The 19,015-nt window shown below is 38.2% G+C and carries 17 protein-coding genes; 6 read left to right on the top strand and 11 right to left on the bottom strand.

The annotated features are described in order from the left end of the window. Window positions 1-19 precede the first annotated feature (19 nt). Genes PVK71_RS03045 through PVK71_RS03025 form a run of 5 tightly spaced genes read right to left on the bottom strand, consistent with a single transcriptional unit; the run spans window position 20 to window position 6,663 of the window. Window positions 20-4,420 (bottom strand): DUF6701 domain-containing protein, encoded by a 4,401-nt coding sequence (locus PVK71_RS03045; RefSeq protein WP_274417883.1) that lies wholly within the window; start codon window positions 4,418-4,420, stop codon window positions 20-22. After that, the gene (locus PVK71_RS03040) at window positions 4,413-4,844 is read right to left on the bottom strand and encodes an MSHA biogenesis protein MshP (protein ID WP_274417776.1); all 432 of its coding nucleotides are present in this window, start codon (window positions 4,842-4,844) and stop codon (window positions 4,413-4,415) included. Before PVK71_RS03040 ends, PVK71_RS03045 begins: the two co-directional genes overlap by 8 nt. Next, window positions 4,816-5,610, bottom strand: a complete 795-nt coding sequence (locus tag PVK71_RS03035; protein WP_274417777.1) for a PulJ/GspJ family protein — start codon at window positions 5,608-5,610, stop codon at window positions 4,816-4,818. Before PVK71_RS03035 ends, PVK71_RS03040 begins: the two co-directional genes overlap by 29 nt. Next, window positions 5,610-6,149, bottom strand: a complete 540-nt coding sequence (locus PVK71_RS03030; protein WP_274417778.1) for a type IV pilus modification PilV family protein — start codon at window positions 6,147-6,149, stop codon at window positions 5,610-5,612. Before PVK71_RS03030 ends, PVK71_RS03035 begins: the two co-directional genes overlap by 1 nt. Beyond that, on the bottom strand, window positions 6,139-6,663 hold the full coding sequence (locus tag PVK71_RS03025) for a prepilin-type N-terminal cleavage/methylation domain-containing protein (RefSeq protein ID WP_274417780.1): 525 nt from the start codon (window positions 6,661-6,663) through the stop codon (window positions 6,139-6,141). Before PVK71_RS03025 ends, PVK71_RS03030 begins: the two co-directional genes overlap by 11 nt. Window positions 6,664-7,090: 427 nt before the next feature. Between PVK71_RS03025 and PVK71_RS03020 the strand changes: the two genes are divergently transcribed. After that, a complete protein-coding gene (locus PVK71_RS03020; RefSeq protein WP_274417781.1) occupies window positions 7,091-8,062 on the top strand; it encodes an esterase/lipase family protein in 972 nt (323 codons plus the stop codon). An 80-nt stretch (window positions 8,063-8,142) separates the two neighbouring features. Here PVK71_RS03020 and PVK71_RS03015 read toward each other — a convergent pair whose 3' ends face one another. Together PVK71_RS03015 and PVK71_RS03010 are read right to left on the bottom strand one after the other, a co-directional pair. Beyond that, window positions 8,143-9,159 carry a curlin associated precursor, CsgA like protein gene (locus PVK71_RS03015; protein WP_274417782.1) on the bottom strand — a complete coding sequence of 339 codons (1,017 nt, stop codon included), beginning with the start codon at window positions 9,157-9,159 and terminating at the stop codon, window positions 8,143-8,145. A 21-nt stretch (window positions 9,160-9,180) separates the two neighbouring features. Further along, window positions 9,181-9,750: a curlin subunit CsgB gene (locus tag PVK71_RS03010; RefSeq protein ID WP_274417783.1), complete on the bottom strand. Its 570-nt coding sequence runs from the start codon at window positions 9,748-9,750 to the stop codon at window positions 9,181-9,183. Between the two features lie 262 nt (window positions 9,751-10,012). On the opposite strand from PVK71_RS03010, the gene PVK71_RS03005 reads away from it, so the two are divergent. Genes PVK71_RS03005 through PVK71_RS02990 form a run of 4 tightly spaced genes read left to right on the top strand, consistent with a single transcriptional unit; the run spans window position 10,013 to window position 12,383 of the window. After that, window positions 10,013-10,657, top strand: coding sequence for a LuxR C-terminal-related transcriptional regulator (locus PVK71_RS03005; RefSeq protein WP_274417784.1), 645 nt, complete (start codon window positions 10,013-10,015; stop codon window positions 10,655-10,657). After that, window positions 10,654-11,115, top strand: coding sequence for a curli production assembly/transport protein CsgE (locus PVK71_RS03000; protein WP_274417785.1), 462 nt, complete (start codon window positions 10,654-10,656; stop codon window positions 11,113-11,115). The genes PVK71_RS03005 and PVK71_RS03000 overlap by 4 nt, the downstream gene beginning before the upstream one ends. A gap of 10 nt (window positions 11,116-11,125) precedes the next feature. Continuing rightward, window positions 11,126-11,527, top strand: coding sequence for a curli assembly protein CsgF (locus PVK71_RS02995; RefSeq protein WP_130043464.1), 402 nt, complete (start codon window positions 11,126-11,128; stop codon window positions 11,525-11,527). A 22-nt stretch (window positions 11,528-11,549) separates the two neighbouring features. Then, window positions 11,550-12,383, top strand: coding sequence for a CsgG/HfaB family protein (locus tag PVK71_RS02990; RefSeq protein ID WP_130046755.1), 834 nt, complete (start codon window positions 11,550-11,552; stop codon window positions 12,381-12,383). Between the two features lie 62 nt (window positions 12,384-12,445). Here PVK71_RS02990 and PVK71_RS02985 read toward each other — a convergent pair whose 3' ends face one another. After that, complete coding sequence (locus PVK71_RS02985) at window positions 12,446-14,296, bottom strand: M3 family metallopeptidase (RefSeq protein ID WP_274417786.1); 1,851 nt, start codon at window positions 14,294-14,296, stop codon at window positions 12,446-12,448. Window positions 14,297-14,557: 261 nt separating this feature from the next. On the opposite strand from PVK71_RS02985, the gene PVK71_RS02980 reads away from it, so the two are divergent. Then, entirely contained in the window at window positions 14,558-15,928 is a 1,371-nt protein-coding gene (locus tag PVK71_RS02980; protein WP_274417787.1) for an NCS2 family permease, read from the top strand. Between the two features lie 95 nt (window positions 15,929-16,023). Here PVK71_RS02980 and PVK71_RS02975 read toward each other — a convergent pair whose 3' ends face one another. Genes PVK71_RS02975 through PVK71_RS02965 form a run of 3 tightly spaced genes read right to left on the bottom strand, consistent with a single transcriptional unit; the run spans window position 16,024 to window position 18,947 of the window. After that, complete coding sequence (locus PVK71_RS02975; protein WP_274417788.1) at window positions 16,024-16,632, bottom strand: CDP-alcohol phosphatidyltransferase family protein; 609 nt, start codon at window positions 16,630-16,632, stop codon at window positions 16,024-16,026. Then, entirely contained in the window at window positions 16,625-17,272 is a 648-nt protein-coding gene (locus PVK71_RS02970; RefSeq protein WP_274417789.1) for an ATP-binding cassette domain-containing protein, read from the bottom strand. Before PVK71_RS02970 ends, PVK71_RS02975 begins: the two co-directional genes overlap by 8 nt. Before the next feature lie 13 nt (window positions 17,273-17,285). Next, a complete protein-coding gene (locus PVK71_RS02965; RefSeq protein ID WP_274417790.1) occupies window positions 17,286-18,947 on the bottom strand; it encodes an ABC transporter permease in 1,662 nt (553 codons plus the stop codon). Between the last annotated feature and the right edge of the window lie 68 nt (window positions 18,948-19,015).

The raw sequence follows: 19,015 nt of genomic DNA, 5'->3' as shown, positions 1-19,015 counted from the left end.
TATGGCTAGCTGTATGAACTTAGTTGGTTTGTTCATGGCTCCATATAATACGATCACTTCCGCGATAAATCCCAAAATGTATGGTTGCTTTAATGAAATTTTCAAAAGAATCATTGTTGTCTTGGTCTTGCTGTAGCCAAGGCAGGTTAACTAATGACAAGGTAGGAATAACTTGCCCTTGATTTCCATTTCCAGGTGCCGTGAAGTCCATGCTTGTAAGTCCATCATTTATATTGGTACTAGTTAAACTTGCAGCTGTTGTTCCCTTTCCTACAGGAAGAGCATTTGGATCTTTACCGACATCAAAGCTAAAATCAGACAAGCTAAGCTTTGTACAAGAGTCGCTGTTACGTACGAAACGGCCACCAATATAAGATTCAGTTTCGATTCTCGATTGAAGTGCATTTAACTCTGAGCCATAGGCATCTTCCATTGTTATTCTTCCCCACTCTTGGCGGTGTTCTGGCGTGGCAGGGAAGTCATACTCCAGGCAATTTCCTGTGGCATTTAACTTATAACAAACGCCATCTTGATCTTCGATGTCTTCAGCAGTAAGCGCTAAAGTGATGGTGTCATTGGTTGGTGATATCGGATCAAACGGTTTGTTATAACGCAGTTTGGCATTTTGCAGTTGTACCTTATTCTGTAGAGGCAATTTAACGACATTACCAGAAGAAGCAAAGCCTGCGCGTAGCCCAAGGATAGAGAGTGAGTCACTGTCTATCACCTCAATATTGGAGGGTGAAGTTGAATAGGTTCTAAAATCCCACTCTTTGTTATAGCGCCACCATTGGCCGATACTGTAGTTTTGTAAACGACCGCCAGTGTAAGACAGTGGCGTTAACTCTAATGTTGGTAAGGTATCAAACTCAAATGTTTGTCCCATGTAAGTAAAGTCACCACAGGCATTTTTGATGGTAGGTTGCTCGGCAGATAAGCTAAAATACGCCGGAATAAATCGACCAATAGTTCCCGTATTCGCTGCTTTAATATGGTATGCATTACTGCCTAGATATCCGGGTGGTGGCGTGACAGATATATCAAAAACACCGACCTCACTAATACTTTGCTTAAACGTATTTGTGCTGCCTTGTTTTGCAGCATGATCATAAGTATTAACCAATAAATTCCCTGTATTGCCACCAATATTTTGGGCTGGTGCAATAAGTGCGTGCTCTAGTATTAAATTATTTTGAGCATAGTTTGGAGTTACTGGATTATTAGTTAAATTGATATCGTTATCCTTCTCCCATGCGTGAGCCTTAATGTTTAAGTTAAACTCTTCACCCGCATGAGCAAAAATAGAGCAATTCGTGTCTTCTGATTGACAAAGACTGTTAGAACTGGAATTGTTTTTATCGCTTACTGACGCACTTAAGCCAACAGGAAAACTGACAAATTGATCGCTGCCTTCAATATCTTGGTTATACGATTTTGCGTATTTAGCATTGAGTTGCAGTTGCCCAGCATCGATATAATTTAACGTAATTTGAGCCTCATTATTGACAAAATTTAACGTAAATGTAGTCGGAGACGCTTCTTGTTTTCCTATCTCATTCCATGAATTATTAACAAGGCCATATAGGCTTGGCGAACCAATAATATTCTGTTTACTTGGTGAAATATAATCAGACCATAATTGAATGTTCTTTGTGCCCGTGAAGGAATTACCACAGCCTTTAATGGTTGCTGTCACGGGTTTATTGGCTAATTTATCAGGAACAGTAACGGTTAATCCCTCAGATTTGAAATTGATAGTACAGTTTTGGCTATTCAATGAACCACCATTGATACTGCATAAGGTGTTGCTGAATGGTTTTGTTGAGGGAGATGAGCTATCAACATTCAATCTCACATTCCCTTGAGTTGGCTTACCTATGGACAGGTTCGCAATACCATTTTTCATTGTGATATTGTTTCCACCAAGCCAATAACCATCCGCACCTAAGTTACTTGTATTAAGAGTGACATCAATCTCATCGGTAAATAAGCTTGAGCAAGAGGCATCAGCACACGCTCGCAATGTCACGTTAGACACATCGCAAGTAGAGCCTTGCCCTGAGTGGTCAAATTCAAAATGGTCAATTTGCTCTCCAATCGGTTTTGAATACAGAGCACATACTTTGAAATTATCTATCTCATGAGTATTATACGACTGCCCTGTTGAACCGGTTAAAGACATGATGAAGTTTTCAGGGGTTTCATCTTGATTGTATTGAGGGCTTAACATATTGATTGGCCCAATTATTTTTTTAAACCGAGGAGAACTTCCTTTATTCTCAACACTTCGTTCAACGGTTACATTGGCTGTATTACTACTCCTTGAATCGATGGTAATACGGTAGCGGTGTGTTTTACTGTTTCCTGTATTCTTATCAATATCAGGAGTGACCTTATTACCATCAATGTAGTTGTAGCCCGAATATTGCTGACCTGAGCCACGAAGTACAACGGATTGAGCGGTAGAGTAAGAGTTGTGGTTTTTTGAACCACCTTCTTTTGAATAGTTACCGTATTCATCTAAACCAATACCAAGCCAACCACCAGTAAAACCAGGTTTTACCGCTTCAGAATTTTTCTTAAATCCATAACCTAGAGGACCACCAAAAGCGCCTGCTTGTGGTGTTATTTCAGCATCAGAAAATACAATAGCAAGGCCATCTGCACCATTGCCACCATATGCCATGTAATCGAACTCCACCTCTATCTTGTTACCAAGAGCAGGGTATAAATATTGATAAGAAGAAGCTGTTGATTGTGCTCTTCTTGCTTGAGTTAATTGTAATCGACCATTGATTATTTTAGGAATATAACTGCCACTACTAGAGCTAGTTACCCAATTGCTATCTAAATTACCGTTATTAAAATTATCTTCATAACAGGTAGGTAAAACTACATCAGGACATGGATGACGTAGTTCATATAACTGCTCAATTTGGTCGTCTGATAAGGCTTGATCAAATACGTTTACTTCATCAATTAAGCCATTAAAAGTACGAGTTAAATCATAATCATTACCTACCTGTAGTGGCTGATTATTTACCTGTAAGTGCTTTAGTGGAGAGATGTCTTCAGTAATGGATTTTACTTTTTCGCCATTAATAAAAATCGAGGCTTTATTTCTATCATGAGCGTTATAACGAATAGCAACATGCGACCATTGGTTTTTTGGAATGCTTTGTGTCGTTGTTAGATTCATAGGATAGCGAGAGTTTTTTAACTCCCAATACCAATTTATTTGGCCATATGAGTTTAAATGAAATTCATAGTTACCATTTTTCGAGACAATGGTATTAAGGTGATTGCTAGAAGGGTATGAGCTTGGGTTTATCCATGCGCCGACCGTAATGGTATCTTCATTAGACAGCTTATTGTTATTAGGAACTTCAATGTATTGTTGCTGTGATTTATTAAATGCGCCATAGCCACAGGTTCCCATCTTAGCTACATCAATAGGCAGGGCGGGGTTGCCTTTTTGAGGAACAAGGTTATTGATAGCGATACCGTCATAGCCGTTGCCAGAACTGTCTTTCACTTCGCCAATCGAACCGTTCCACGAGTCTTCGTCTAAGCGCAGGGATAACGCTGCGGATGGAAGTGTTGGTGGAGGCGTTAGTGTTTTATTTATATAGGCATCACCTTCCATAAATAAACTTCGGCTAGAAGCTCGACCATCAATATGAGATTGGTTGTTTAATGTGAGTTTATCATTCGCATAAACATAGCCTTCGATATAGCTATTATCGTGGAGGGAAATATCATCATAGCCAACAACGAAAAGTGAGCCGTTTCCTGTTTTTGTTATTTTTGCATCGTTGTTTAATTCAATGTCATTTTTTACAAATAAACGTGCATTGCCTGTCACGTTAATGTTTGCAAATCCAAACATATATAAATTTTCGACCCAATAGTCACCAGCATTTAGTGTAATAGTTGTACTTTCAAGCGTTAGTTTATGGATATACGTTGTACCACTATGAGTTGGTATATTGGCATCACAGGTGTTTCGGATTGTTATATTTCTATATTTTCTATTATTAAGAGTCAGTACTCCAGAGTCACACGTTTGATCCTTTTTTGAATTACCTAATTGAAAAGAAGGTAACGGTAGGGCTGGAACATTGTTTCCTGTGATTGAGCATTGATGATAGCCTCCATTACCATTATCGCAACTATCATCAGGTAATTCGTAATGACTAATACTTGAACAAAAATCTAAGCTATGGCCTTGAGTACCCTCGATTTTGGCATCGTTATACATGGTTAACTGCTTTGGATTAGAGCATTTCATTGAGTGCCCTTGTGCAATCCCCGGAAAGTAAGTATTTGGATTAATGGTCGGAAAAGCAAATGCACTCAGTGGCATCAAACATAAGCTAAAAGCTGAAATAATGAGTGAGCGAGAGAAAAGTTTAGTCATCACTGCGAATACCTACTTCAATAATACGTTGTAAGGTGGTGGTTCCAAATTTACATGTTGCTGTACTTGTTAGGTTATATACAGCTCTGCCTGAATCTAGTTTGCCAATAGGTGTACATTTTACTTTTGCTGTACATTGCGATAAGCCTTCGCCTTTAAATGTATAAGTACTTGCTGGATTATCAGTAGTAAAACAACTACCTGATTTATCCATGTAGAAACGGCTGATTTCAATTTGAGAACCAGATTGTGCCGCCATATTAGTTCGCGTACCCATAATAGAAGTCACAATGTGCGTACTCATTTTCTGTTGGTTTTTCGCTGCCATAAGAGCCAGAAAACCAACAATAACGATAACGAAAATAGTAAGAATAAGTGCTGAGCCATTATGACGACTAAGGCGTGTTTGCGATAAGGACATCATGATCCAACCTCACTTCTTCATTATTATCACTAAAGATAAATTGCAGTTTTACTAAGCCATTACGCACGAGAGAAGCTTGCTCAACATCAAATTGCACACTTTTGATATTTTCAGCCATTATTTCACGATCTCCTATGCTTAATTCAGCAGGAGAAAGTTCACTGCGAGACAGCGGATAATTTGCATAACGATATAATTGACTCCCCTCTAAGCAATAAGCCACAGGGGTTTTGTAAGCAAATAAGCGATGGGCAGGGGAGTTTGCCGTAAAACTGGTTTCTTGAGTAAACTCAATTTCTACGGTTGTAGCTTCAGGAGCTGGAGTAAAGTCGATGTTATTTTTAATCTCAGCGACACGATCTACGCCATTGCTTGGTATATCATCAAGTAAGTCTTGAGCATTGATTGGCATAATAACCACGCGCTCTGATTGAACAAAACCATGCTCTGGTAATACTCTCATCGTATTTGCAGATTCTGGTGCTAACGGTAATGCCTCATAGACCGCGGTATTGGTGATTGGTAACCATTCAATGCATTGTGTTGTTTGGTTGATTTGTACGCTGTTTGGTACGGCATCACGAATTTCTTTGTGCATACGCTCTGTGACAAAACGGCCTTGTAATAGCAACTCTTCACGGGTAGTGGTATCGGCATAAATAGACATGCTGTGCTGAATAATCGCGCTGAGAGAAAGCCCAACGACGGCCAATAAGACAATTGAAACAATCATTTCAAGTAGAGTAAATCCAAGGGAGCGTTTCATTAAAAATTACCTCGAATTACTGAAAAAGCGTAATGCTGACCAGATGGGTCTATTACATCGACAACTATACGCTTTAAGTTTCCGCTGATAGCATCCGGTTTTCCATCTAAATTAGCGTCGTAGAAAACCTCAATAGAAATAGAAAAGTTAGGGTAGATACCTGCTAAATCATTGCCTAACACATCTTTTACAGATCCAGTTAAGCGGTTAAAGTCATCAACATCGTTGTAGAGTGTTCGATTGCCTTTTTCTTTATCTCCGTCTTCACCAAGACGGTCGCCTGGAGGGGTACAAGAAGTAGTAGGTTCACATACAGGCAAGCCCCCATTAGGGCCACTATTCTGGTCAAATTGGCGACCTACAATTTCATCCATTACCGCAGCACCAAGTTCAGCGGCTTTTGTTGAATACATTAGTTCAGCATTATGTTGTGAACGAGGAACGAGTGAGGTGGTTATGATAATTAAGGCAAAACTCATTAGAACAATTGAGAGAACAATTGAAACCAGGCTAAATCCTTTTTGGTGTTTAGCAAGCATGAATATATCCTTCTTTTTCAATGCAGATTTTAGTTTGTGACTTAGCATTAATGAAAATTTCACAAGTTGTGTTTTTGCACTGCATTACTCGTCCCATTACATCAAAATCAAAAGCAAAAGGTGTTGCTAGTGCATTGTATTGATTCCCTATCTGTAAGGCGAAGTAGGCATTTTGTTTTTCTAAAATAGCAACGTAGGTGATGTCTTCGTTTTCAAGATACTCAGTGTTACCTTGAGCATTAGGGAATGATGTAGAGCATTGTTCTTCTTTATCAAGGCTAACTTGTTGAGCTCGGTTTGAATTAATTAGCCACCGGTTACAGTAACCGTTTCTATTCATGGCGCGAGTTTGAGTTAAGCGTAATGAACGTAGTAATTCAGTTTGTAATGTGTGTGCCGAAACGCTACTAATTCCAGAGAAATAGCTACTTGCGCTAATTGATATGATTGAGAGCAAAATAATGACAGCAATTAGCTCAATTAAAGTGAATCCTGATGTATGGTTTCGAGTCATTTTTTATGTTACAAAACATTAACTGTAAATAGGTCGGTTAGTGTACGGATAAAAGTTTTTAATGGAAGTGAAATAAGCGCTAGTTAAATAGGTATTTTGTGTGATTTATGACTTTTTAATGTAAAAAAGTATTGTTTCTACTATATTTATTTGCGATTAACTTCAAATAATTTACCTCACTGAAAATACTCGTTTTTTACAATCTGTCAATGGATATTTATCATTTAAAGAGGGGGAATAAAAAATAGGGTGACTTTAGCACCCTAACTTAGAATTGTTGTGCTATTAGCTGGTCTTCATTGGCGTGGATCAGTGGTAATAACAAGAGAGAGGAGTCGAATAGTTTGTCAATGTTCTTTATATAAGGGTAATAATGGAACGAGAAATACTCTATTATATTTTTATATTGTGTTTATGGATGAACTTAATGAATCAAATGGACTTTTTACGATGTGCCAGCGTTGGAGTACTCTTCGGCCTTGTTGGTTGTTCGTCAGCTTTAGTCAATGATATTGATAGGGTTAAAGAATCAACCATGTTGACCAAACAAACCTTACAGATTGACGGCTTAAAGCATTGTAACAATACGAGTGATAATAGTATTCACTTGAATCCAGATGAGCCATTAACGGTTATTGTTCATGGTTGTTTCGCTTCTGCTGGCCAATTTAAAACCTTAGCGGATGTTTATGGTTTATATGATCAACAAGCTATCTGTTTTGAATATGATGACAGAAAGAGTTTAGAAGAAACCTCTGGCGAGCTTGTTTCTGCTTTAAATCAATTATCAGATGAAAACCCTGAACAACCTCTGCATATTATTGGCCATAGCCAAGGTGGATTGGTAGCTCGTAGAGCACTTACAGTAGATAGAGAAGATGAGAAAAAAGTCATCACAAAACAGCTGCAACTTACCACCGTCTCTTCCCCATTTAATGGCATTGAAATATCGTCGCATTGCGGTATGACTTCTTTACGGATCTTGTCTTTGGGGATTGTTGATTTAATATGTTATGCAGTGACTGGAGAGAAGTACCAACAGATCCCACCTAATGCTGACTTTATTGAAAAACCGGGAGAGCTTGTCTCTTCTGTATCTCAACATTTAGTTATCAAAACAGATGAACGTAATTCGTGCCGAAGAACCAATGATGAAGGTGTTTGCCTTGAAGATGATTATGTATTCAGCGTCAATGAGCAATCAAATAATCAGGTAGATAATAGTGTTAATACGGATTTGGTAACGGTACAGGCAGGTCACGTAGAAATTATTGGTAATGGAGATTCTGTGCCGGCAGATTTAATTAATATATTAAAAGAGCAGCAATTGTTGACCGATAATGGAACTATTGATCAATTAGAACAGGCTCGTTTAATTCACCAATTGTATTTGGATTAAACATCATTAATGCTTCTACAATAAAAATCCCTATCAAAAATAGATAGGGATTTTAATTATATTAACTTATCAACATGGAATTAGAATTGTGTAATAAACACGCCGTTACCACTACTATTGTCTGCCATAACAGTCGCTGAATCGTTGTTAGTTTGATTAATCATAATGAAGTTACTGTTAGAATCATTAACTAGGTTAATGGTTGCATCAGAATCATTACCCCATTGATTAACCATCGCGAAGTTATCGTGGCTGGCATCAATCAGTACATCTACCTCATTATCATTTCCGCCAACAACAACGGCGTAAACTGTATTTTCTAGTGCTCCATTTTCTAGTAGGATTTCAGTGTCATTATTCGATGCACCACCATAAAAGGCAGTATAAGTCTCGTTATCATGACCATCGATGTTAGTTAAAGCAGTATTCCCTGAACCACCATAAACACTAATCGTTGAGTCATTTCGGCGACCATCTTGTACAATGGCAAGAGAATCATTATTAGAGCCACCATAAATACCAATGGTTGCATCATTTCGACGACCATCTTGTACAATGGTATTACTCGCATTATCATCGGCACCATCTAGATAAATAGCCGCATCATTTCGACGACCATCTTGTTCAATAGTATTAACCATATTGCCATCAGAGTAATCCATATCAATTAGAGCATCGTTATGGCGTCCATCTTGGTCAATCAGTGCCATGTTATCATCACTGTCGTATGCTTCAATTTTACCGAAATTACGACGACCTTGTTGCTCTACAGCAAGGTTGTTGTCATCACTATGACGACGAGCTTTTACTACAGCATCGTTGTGTCGACCTTGTTGTTCGACAAGTAATGTATTGTCATCACTGTTATTACGAGCTCTAACGACAGCATCGTTATGACGGCCCATTTGATAAACATCAACGTTATTATCATCTGAGTTTTTAATTAATACGTCAGCATCATTACCTAGTGCTGGTGACATTTGGAAAATATTCACAGTGTTATCATCAGCGTTAACTAATTCAACATCGGCAGTGTTTCCGGCATATACCGCACCAGAAAGTAAGATGGTTGAGATTGCGATAGCTAGATTTTTCATAATAAACTTCCTTGAAATACTTTAATTTATGATGGATATAAATCTATCCATACCATTGACTAAGATAATTCCTTGATTGCCAGTTTGATTAATGGAAAAACCTGCTCCATTATTTTTATTTACTGCCGCTGCAATGTTTGAATCACCTGTCTGATTTACTACATTTTGTTTACCGTTACCCGTTTGTGTTAAATGAGCTATATTGTCATTCCCATTTTGTAAAATAGCGCCTTCATGGTTTGTACCCCATTGCTCAAGAGAAGCACTATTATTTGTTCCATTTTGGGAGATTAGGCCTGTGTTATTGCTTCCAAGCTGTACTATATTGGCATTATTGTTGTAACCTGCTTGTTGTACTTTAGCTTTGTTACTTCCTGCTCCATTCACGTTATGCTGTAAAATAATTACCCGAGAATTAGTCGAATTGGTAAGCTCAACGATGGCATTATTATCGTGACCAGTGTTTAGTTCAGATAATAGAGTCAATTCATCTGGAGCATTAAATTCATTAATTCCTAGATCACCATTTGCATAGGTATAACTACTTACAGCTAGTAATAAATAGAGATAACTTACTGATAATTTTATCATATCAGTATCCCTCTCTTTTTATGAATGTATTTTTTGTTACCTAAAAAGTATGGGTTTTAAAGAAATAACAACCATGAACTTTTTCATGATATTTTGAATAAATAAAAGCAAACTAAAGTATTAGGACCCCTGCTTTTATTGCTCTTATTGTTATCTTAGAACTGAGACAGTGGTGGAAATAATCATTAGTTTACTACTTATTTACTGGATATATTTAATCTGTAGAACTAGTTTTAAATAACATTCATCGGGGAGGTTAGATATGAACTTTTATTATCTATCATCATGCCAAACTTTATATTCCTCATTACTTGTTGATTTAATAGAAAAATCATCTTGTATGAATATAGTATCGCTAAGTTTTGATGAATTAAGTACGATGGAAGAGTCTAATGATGATGTTTTTATTATCTTAGATTTAAAAAATCAAACAGATAAAAAATATAAGCATTATTTATCTATTATTTCTCAAAAAAAGTTTAATTTTAAAGAAATTCTTTTTAATGTGATAAGTTCAAATATATCTAAAGATATAATGAAGTATCCGAATGTGGTAGGCGCCTTTTATGAAACTGATAATATTGATGTTATTTCGCAAGGTGTTAGGAAAATAATGGACGGTGAAATATGGCTTAGTAGAGAAATTACTAAGGAAATTATATTTTCATATCGAGAAAAACAAAATGGAATATTAGCGACATCGGTATCTTTAACTGGACGGGAAAAAGAGATATTAAAATTATTATCATTAGGTGCATCAAATATAGATATAGCAACGGAACTTTATGTTAGTGAAAATACCGTTAAAACACACCTTTATAATATATTTAGAAAATTAAATGTGAAAAACAGATTACAAGCAATGATGTGGGCCAAAGGATTTGATTTTAAAGAGGATTTTTTATGAGATTTTTCTCGATATTCTTAATCATGTTGTTGTTCTTTACGTCATTGTTTTCTAATGCATCAAACGATCAAGATACTCTCGAATCCAAAACACCATTAGAAACCAATAAGGTGGATGAGTCTGATGACTTAATTGAGATTGAAGGGTTGATCATTGACCGAACATTAACTCGATTAGGCCGAGATTTTTATTTTGCTTTTTCCATGAAAATGAACAGCAAATATGACGATATAGATGTTAATTTGACAGTAAAAGAGAGGCCAACGGCCTTATCTGGCAGCATTATAGGGGTTTATCATTTTGATAAAGTGGTTTATAGAGGAGCGCTTTCTCCAGGGCAAAGACAAGCAGATGAAAAAGCGGAGCAAGCGATAGAGGCCGTAAATCAATACATCATAAAATGGCAAACCGAGAAATTATTTAGAGACACATATGATCTTGAACTTCCTGAGATCTAAGGGGTTAAGCATGGCCATAAGGAATATATTTTTCATCATAATAGCTAGTTTTATACCATTAAGCCAAGCCAGTGAATTAGTGTATACACCTGTAAATCCTAATTTTGGTGGAAATCCATTAAATACATCGCACCTTTTTGCTGGTGCTAATGCGATTAATGATTATAAAGGTCCACAAGATGATTCATTATTTGAGCAAGAATCGGCGCTAGATCGCCTAACTTCTAGTTTGGAGTCTCGTTTAATAAGTCAGCTATTAGCGGATGTAGGTAATGGTAATACAGGACAGCTTATTACTGATGATTTTATATTAAACATTGTTGATGACTCTGGCGCTTTACTGATTCAGATTGTAGACAAAGAAACCGGTGAAACCTCAGAAATACAAGTGAGTGGTCTTACTCCCGATTAATTTCTAAGCTAAGGAATCAGCAATGAAATATTCAATATTATTATTACTTTTTATTATTTCGGGTTGTTCTAATTCTATTGACGTGCCTGAAACGTCAGAATCGCCAACATTAATGCAGCGTGGTGCAAGCTATGTAGATCTTATTTCTTTACCTAAACCAAGAGGGAAAATTTTTGTCTCCGTATATGATTTTAGAGATCAAACGGGACAGTATAAACCGCAACCAAACAGTAACTTCTCAACGGCGGTACCGCAAGGTGGGACAGCGCTTTTAACAATGGCACTACTGGATTCTGAATGGTTTCATCCGCTAGAACGTCAAGGATTGCAAAACTTATTAACGGAAAGGAAAATTATTAGAGCGGCTCAAAAAAAGCAAGAATCTATTTCTAATCATGGTTCTACGCTTCCATCTTTATTATCTGCAAATGTCATGATTGAGGGAGGAATCGTAGCGTATGATTCAAATATAAAAACAGGTGGTGCAGGGGCTAGATACTTAGGTATTGGAGGTTCAGGACAATATAGAGCGGATCAAGTTACCGTAAATATTCGAGCTGTTGATGTTCGTAGTGGTAAAATTTTAACGAGTGTTACAACGAGTAAAACCATATTGTCTTATGAAGTATCAGCAGGTGCTTTTCGATTTGTAGATTACAAAGAGCTGTTAGAGGTTGAGCTAGGTTATACCAATAACGAGCCTGTAAATATCGCCTTAATGTCAGCGATTGATTCTGCTGTTATTCACTTAATTGTGAAAGGGATAGAAGAAGGACTGTGGCGTCCAGAAAATCAAGACAGTAAAGACAATCCTATTTTCATTAAATACGCTTCAGAAACTCACCAAGTATTATAATGCCGGTATTGTGAGATAATCCGTTTACCATGATGTGATGATAAACGGATTACTTATCTATATTAACGACCGTATGTTTCCATAATATAGGCCTCAAATTCATCACACATTTTTGCGTTTGAATCTGTATTACTTGCTAGTGTTTTAGCGCCATCAATAATAGTGATAGAGGCGTTTAGTGGTGCTACCTCAGCTTGACTTCGAGAAGCTAATTCTGCGATCTTCTCTTGCTCCGATTTCCATGCATCTTCAACCGATAAATTACACTTATCAGCGAGATACTTTGCGTTAAAACCTTCACCAGTTAAAGCAATAATTGACTCATTATGGCTAACGCTGTTACCGGCATTCCAATAATGTTTTGCTAATAATGGACCAATCTTAGGGTTATCGGTTAAGTAGCCAAACTTCTCAGTGAAATAAGCACGAGTTTGATATACCGCCATGTGCGCGAGTAAGTAACCGTGGTACGCACAAGCGGCTTCATCAGAAACCAAGTGTGGGATCGCCATTAATGGGCGTGGGCTGCACGCTAGGCCAAGAATTTTCTTCTCTGTTGCACGAGCCAGTGCTGTAATGTTTTCTGGTGTTAACTCTTCATCTGTTAATTGATAAAGCGCTCGCTCAAAATAAGGAACAACGAGAATGCTGCGTTCTTGATATGCTCGGAAAGGTTGCTTGCTGTCGATCATCGCTTTGATGATTGAATCAGGAACTGAATTACCATTGGCATCGAGCGCATATTGCTTTAACCAATCAGCATCTTCTAGTAGGCTGTCACAGAACATGGATTGCGTCTCAGCATACGCCATTGATGTTGGTGCAAACTCTTGTGAGAAACACGGTGCATTCATTTTTACATTAGAGAAATGTGCAGCATGCCCGCCCTCATGGAATAAGGTGTTCATACCATCATAACCACTGCCTATTTGGTCTGGTTTAGCGTTACTCGTGAAGTTAACTTTTGCAGCAACCCATTCACCTTTTTCATCGTAAAAAGAAGGGATAGGACCATGACAGAAACCATTTGGGTATTTGCCTTTACGATCCAATAAATCAAGGGTTAACTCTGCGTCTGAGAATTCAATGTTCAAACGGCCAAAGGATTCTACCCAACGACGTAATGATTTTGAGAACGGAACATAAGGATCTAGCTCACGCATAACATCGCCAGCAAACGAGAATACAAAATTATGAGCCAGTAACGCATTATCGCCTTTATCTGCAGCTAATTGATTTAAGCTGGCTTGGTTGCAATCACGAGTTCGGATTTCAAAATCATCTAAGATGGAAAATAATTCATCTGCGTTCATTTTTTCTTTTTTGGTTACCGAGTAATCAAAAAAAGTATTAAAACCTTGAGATCGTGCGAATTGATTACGAAGTTTAATTAATTCAATAAATCCGTTTTGTAATAGCCATTGCTCTAAGCCAAGAAACGCTTGGTGTGCAGACTGGCGGGTATTTTCATCAGAGCTAGTGCGAACAACAGAAGCGAGCACAGGAAGAGAGCCTTCAACCGTTTTGCCTTCTTCGTTTACATACGTCATGGTGTGTTTTTGTTTTTTCTCAAACAGCCCAGCTTCAAACTTAATTAATTCTGACTTTAGAGTTTGAGCTTGTTCAGATTCAATTGCATGAGATTCAAACGTTGCTAACCACCCCGTTAACCCAATAAGAGTTTGTTTTTTTTCTTCGATATTTTCTATTGTGTCAACAAGAGCGATTTGTTCTTTAATTGCAGTAATTTGCTCTGCATTACTTAAAAATTTAGTCCATGCAGTCTCGGCTTCTGTTGAGCCCTGATGATCATCACTTAGGCCCATATAGGTGTCCCAAAAGAAGTTTTCTTTGGTGCGATGAATTGATAAATAACGTTGGTTTAAGTCATTAAGATAAGCAGTAGCAGTCATTTTCTTCCCTTTAAATACAGACTTGTAGGAGATGAATTATGACACAGATAAGATAGAAGTTATAAGTGGGCTTTAAAAAGCTCGTTTATTTGAAGGTTAGGATCAGATTTTAAGATGTTATAAAAAATTAGAATATTTTACAGGAATTCATTGCAATACTGAGACGGTAACGATTGCTTATTTATATTTCTCTCAGTTTATGCAAAAATGCGCGCAGAAAATTAACTCCACTTACGGTTACCTATTTTAAGGAATGTTCTAATGTCGCAGGACAATGTACAGAGTACGGCACCACAATCTAATTTAGATAAAAAACTTGATGGCTTTTTTAAAATTTCTGAACGTGGAAGCAGCGTGAAAACTGAAATGATCGCAGGTCTAACGACATTTTTAGCGATGGTTTACTCGGTTATCGTTGTGCCAAGCATGTTAGGTGCCGCAGGGTTTGATACCGGTGCTGTATTTGTTGCTACCTGTTTAGTGGCGGCATTTGGTTCATTGCTAATGGGGTTATGGGTAAATCTTCCAATGGCGATTGGCTGTGCTATTTCATTAACGGCATTTACTGCGTTTAGTCTGGTATTAGGGCAAGGCGTAAGTATTCCGGTTGCGCTTGGTGCTGTATTTATTATGGGTGCTTTGTTTACGCTTATTACGGTAACAGGTGTTCGTCAGTGGATTCTAAATAACTTACCATCAGGTATTGCTCACGGTACAGGTATTGGTATTGGTCTTTTCTTATTGCTTATTGCAGCGGATGGTACTGGTCTGATTGTTAAAAATGCACACGCAGGTCTTCCTATCATGTTGGGAGATATTAAGTCATTCTCTGTAATTATGTCGGTACTAGGTCTTGCTGCTATCTTTGGTTTAGAGAAAAAGCGTGTACCCGGTGGTATTTTATTGGTGATTGTCGCTATCTCAATTATCGGTTTGATTTTTGATCCAAGCGTAACCTACAACGGGTTCTTTGCGCTACCAAGTTTAGAAACAGCAGATGGCAGCTCATTAATCGGTTCTATGGACATCATGGGAGCATTAACACCTGCGATTCTTCCTGTTGTTATTGCTTTGGTTATGACGGCCGTATTTGATGCGACAGGTACAATTCGTGCGTTAGCAGGCCAAGCGAACTTATTAGATAAAGACGGTAAGATCATTGATGGCGGTAAAGCTTTGACGGCAGACTCTGCAAGCTCAATGGTGGCTGGTCTTGTTGGTGGTGCACCTGCGGCAGTTTACATCGAATCAGCAGCTGGCACGGCTGCGGGCGGTAAAACAGGTTTAACTGCGACAGTTGTTGGTGTGTTGTTCTTAGTGATGATCTTCTTATCGCCAGTGAGTTACTTAGTACCTACTTACGCAACGGCACCTGCATTGATGTACGTTGGCTTACTGATGCTAAGTAACGTGTCGAAGTTAGATTTTGAAGACTCTGTTGATGCGCTTTCTGGCTTAGTTTGTGCGGTATTTATTATTCTTTCAGCAAACATCGTAACAGGCATTATGATTGGCTTTACTACTCTAGTTGTTGGCCGTATTTTTGCAGGTGAGTTTAAGAAATTAAACGTGGGTATTGTTTCAATTACGATTGCTTTGATTGTATTTTATGTTGGTGGTTGGGCTATCTAGTCTGCGTTAAAACACCACTAAAAATCAGAGTAAAATAAAAACGGATGGTAGTGATACCATCCGTTTTTTATTATTTTTTTAGAATATTTACTGAACTAGGATTTCAAGGTGTGGAAACCAGAGTAGATCCGAGTAAAGGTAGTAAACCAACAAGCAGCACCAAAGATATAAGCAATAATGGCGAAATGAGCAGGGAACAAACAAATAGCGATAAAGCAGCCAATAGTCTCTGTTCCCTCGGTTAAGCCACTCATATAGTAAAGTGATTTATGCTTATAAACTGGATTATCAATGCCTTGTTTACTTGCCATAACTGCAAAAGCAAGAAAACTACTGCCGCTACCAATAAAGGAGAAAATTAAAAAAGCACCAGCCACCGCATTTTGTTCTGGATTAGCTAATACGAAACCAAAAGGAATTAAAGAATAGAACAGAAAATCGAGGCTAATATCTAAAAAACCTCCCGCATCAGTAATGCCTTGAATCCGCGCTAATGCACCATCTAATCCATCACACACTCTATTGAGTACAATAAACACCAAGGCTACTAGGTAATGCTCTGTAATTAGCGCAGGAAACGCCAAACAGCCTAAAAAGAAGCCAAATAAGGTGGTTTGATTGGCAGTAACACCTAATTTATCAACCAGTTTGGCACTTTGCGCAAGTGGCCAGCGGATCACTTTTATACTAAAACTATCAAGCATGATTCATCTTCCATGGCCAAGTTAATACTCGGCTTCCTTGTGGAACATCTTCTTTGTCATGAGTTACCATTAAGGCTGGAATATTGGCCTCTTTAAGTTGCTCTACCACCCAATCTCTAAATTGAATACGTAAGTCTTTATCAAGTTTACTGAATGGTTCATCAAGTAAAGCGACTTTGGGCTTAGCAAGTAACATTCGAGTAAGGCTAATCCGAGCTCGTTGGCCTCCTGAAATTTGATCAGGAAATGACTCAGCCAGTTTAACGAGAGAGATATGTTCTAGCGCTTGCATAGCTTGTATTTTTCGCTCACTGCCTTTAATTGAGTTTGGTAAAGCAAAAGCCAAGTTCTCCCATACGCATAGGTGAGGAAAAAGTAAGTCATCTTGAAACAGTATTCCTACATTACGCTTGTGGGCCGGTAGTTGGCTTAAATCAACACTGTCGAGCATCACACTACCTGAGTAAGAAAATTCTTCAGAAAGATGACCTGCAATAACATCTAGCAGGGTTGATTTTCCACAGCCACTAGGCCCCATAAGAGTCAGAATTTCACCTCTTCTCACGCTCATGTTAAGTGAAGTAAATAAGGCGTCACTATTGTTTTTTGTAATAGTGAGATTGTCGAGAACAAGACACATTTGTGAGTAACCTTTAGGTTGAAATACGGCGATATTTGCCTTGTACACGGCTGAAAATAATCGCAATGGAAAAGAAAATTAACGGTAATAAAGCCTGCCAAATTGCATAAATAGCAGTGACTCTGCGATCAAATCCACTTGAAAGAGCCACCGCTTCGGTTGTTATAGTATTAATTCGTCCAGCTCCTAGCATAAGTGTCGGTAAATATTGAGCTAGACTGACACTAACACCTACCGCCCACGCAAATACGATTGCAGGCAGAAGAATTGGCATTTTAACTTTTAACCACGCTTGCAGTGGTGACTTTCCAAGACTGAGGGCTGCGCGAGTAAGCCTTGTATCGAAACTTCGCCAAGGTCCATCAAGTGCAAGGTAAACAAATGGGAAAGCGAAAAAGACATGAGCCCAACAAACCCAAAGTAAATATGAATCACTGCTTAAGTATAGCGTAACGACTTGTAAGCCAAATAAAATGGAAAGCTGCGGAATAAGCATTGGAATCGCAATAACATAGCCCGGAATTTGCCATTTGTATTTGATACGATATTCATGAGCTAACAGTGCAAGTACCAGTGTAATCGTAGCGGTGACCACTGCGATAATTAGACTTTGATTAATCGTACTTACAATACTGCCCCATTCGAGTTGCCAAAAATGATTGCTATATCTACTTGGTAAAAGATCGGGAAAGCGCCAACGTTGTGCAAAGCTCCACATTATTATCAGTGGGACCATCAAAATGGTTAGTGAAATTAGGGTGATAAATAAAGATTTACCAGGTAGTGATATCCCGTATCGACCTGAAAATTGCCAACACTTTATTCCTTTGGTAAGTGTCCATTCAACTAAACGAGCAAATGCAATTAAGAGCGAAGCAATAGCAAATAGAATCACAGCTCCAGCAGCAGCTCGTGGTAATAAAGTTAAGTCAGGATCACTAAACCATTGCCAAACTAACACGGCAAAGGTTGGTGGATTTGTAGGGCCAATGATCAGAGCAACATCCACAACGGATAGGCTATAAGCTATCACCGCTAACATTGGAAAGCGAAGTTTTGCAAACCATTGTGGCAAGATGCATTTCCACCACATTTGGTTTTTACTGTAACCTAATGAAGCACTGACTTTCTCTATTTGAGTGACTTTAAGTTGCGCTAATATAGAAATGCTCATTAAGAGTAAAAATGGTACTTCTTTTAGAGCCAGCATAATAATTAGACCAAGCGCGTGAGGGTCTTTAATTAATAGAACGGCATCATTGACGCCTTGCATGCCAGGATCATAGCCAAATAAACTGTGCAGTGCCCTTATGCCCATGCCGGTTGGAGCAAATAAGAAGGCAAAGCCGATTGCAAAAGCGATATGTGGCATAGCTAATAAAGGGGAAAGGGAGAGTTCGATTTTACGCCAAAGTCGAGTACCCCATGTTGCTTGTAAAATAGAAAACGAGATTAAGCATGCGAGATAGCTACTAGCAATAGCTGAGTAAACCGTAAGACTTATTGATCGCCATACACCTTGCCAATCAAACACCATAGCAAAGCCTGAAAGGGAAAAATTATGCATACCAAGCGGAGGAATATAACCAAACGCAGACAGTGCCACACCCAGTAAGCCAGGTAAAGTTGGTAGAATGCAAATTACAATAATGAGGATATATAGAACTCGTAACATCTTAATTAACTTTAGATCGGCTTGTGCGGTATATCATAAATTTTCCCGTGTAATCATACAGTAAAAAG

This window comes from Aliivibrio sp. S4MY1, from assembly GCF_028765545.1.
Taxonomy (GTDB): Bacteria; Pseudomonadota; Gammaproteobacteria; order Enterobacterales; family Vibrionaceae; genus Aliivibrio.
The sequence above is the reverse complement of the archived record's forward strand: the minus strand, read 5'-3'. Positions and strand labels throughout refer to the sequence as shown.